This is a genomic window from Acinetobacter sp. YT-02, assembly GCF_002412355.1.
Taxonomy (GTDB): Bacteria; Pseudomonadota; Gammaproteobacteria; order Pseudomonadales; family Moraxellaceae; genus Acinetobacter; species Acinetobacter towneri.
The window spans coordinates 1-1,044 of record NZ_NOZT01000100.1 but is presented as its reverse complement, the minus strand read 5'-3'; the positions used below and the strand labels follow the sequence as shown (position 1 = coordinate 1,044).

The window sequence follows — 1,044 nt, the reverse complement described above, 5'->3', positions numbered from 1 at the left end:
CGGTAAACCCGCTTGTGATTCCAGCAGCAACTCTCAACATGCCGTAAATACGAGAAGCACAAACCAAAGCCCCAGTCGGAATTTTCCTCAGTGAGTTCAATGAGCTGTTCAGCAATGAGTGCATTGTCATCGCTGAGTTAGGCTTGATAGCGGTAGCAGGTTTCACTAATGCCAAATGCTTTACAAGCCAAACGAATACTAATGGCATGCTGGGCAACTGCCTGTTGTGCCATCTTACGCCGGCAAGATGGCTTTACCCTTGCGCAGCAGTGCTGCTCATTGCCATCGCTTCCTGGATGATTTCGGCCTTTAATCGCTCTTCCGCATACATCTTTTTAAGTCTGGTATTTTCGGCTTCTAGCTCTTTCAGTCGAGCCATTAATGATGTATCCATACCACCATATTTGGTACGCCATTTATAAAAGGTAGCATTACTCATGCCATGTTCACGACAAAGGGTGGCTACAGGTGTGCCAGACTCCGCCTGTTTTAAAATGGATATGATCTGGCTGTCAGTAAATTTAGATGTTTTCATGCAGAATCTCCTGCTCGTATCTTAAGAGAAAATTCTACTTTTAGATCCTATTATTTTTAGGGGGGATTACCCCTCGGCTTTTGGAGCTGTTTTTTTAGCCCCTATGATTAACCACGATTGTTTAACTAATATGAACAAAGTCGTGAAACATTGGTCAAAGAATAGGCGTGAAACATGAAAAATCATAAAAAAAGCCCAATCGGGTGTGATTGGGCTATAAACTAGAAACTACAGCATTGATTTCTAAGGAAAATTATAACACATTTCGTATAAGGTGTATTATGTTAATTTTAGAATATCTTAATATCAGAGAACGTAAATAGAGGGCGAATTCAAACATGAGGTGCGACAGTTTCAAAAGCCTTATGATAATCAACAAGCTGAGCAAACTTCTCTAATGGTGTAAGCCAATCTAACGCTTTTCTAGGACGAGTGTTCAGTGACATGGCAACTTGATTTAAATAATGCTGATCTGCCTGATTTAAATCAATCCCTTTAGGTAAATATTG

At 40.5% G+C, this 1,044-nt stretch carries 2 pseudogenes; both read right to left on the bottom strand.

What is annotated here, in order from left to right:
- A pseudogene (locus CF596_RS14465) lies at positions 1-535 on the bottom strand (transposase); the annotation flags it as partial.
- A gap of 332 nt (positions 536-867) precedes the next feature.
- Positions 868-1,044, bottom strand: a pseudogene (locus CF596_RS14460) (IS30 family transposase); the annotation flags it as partial.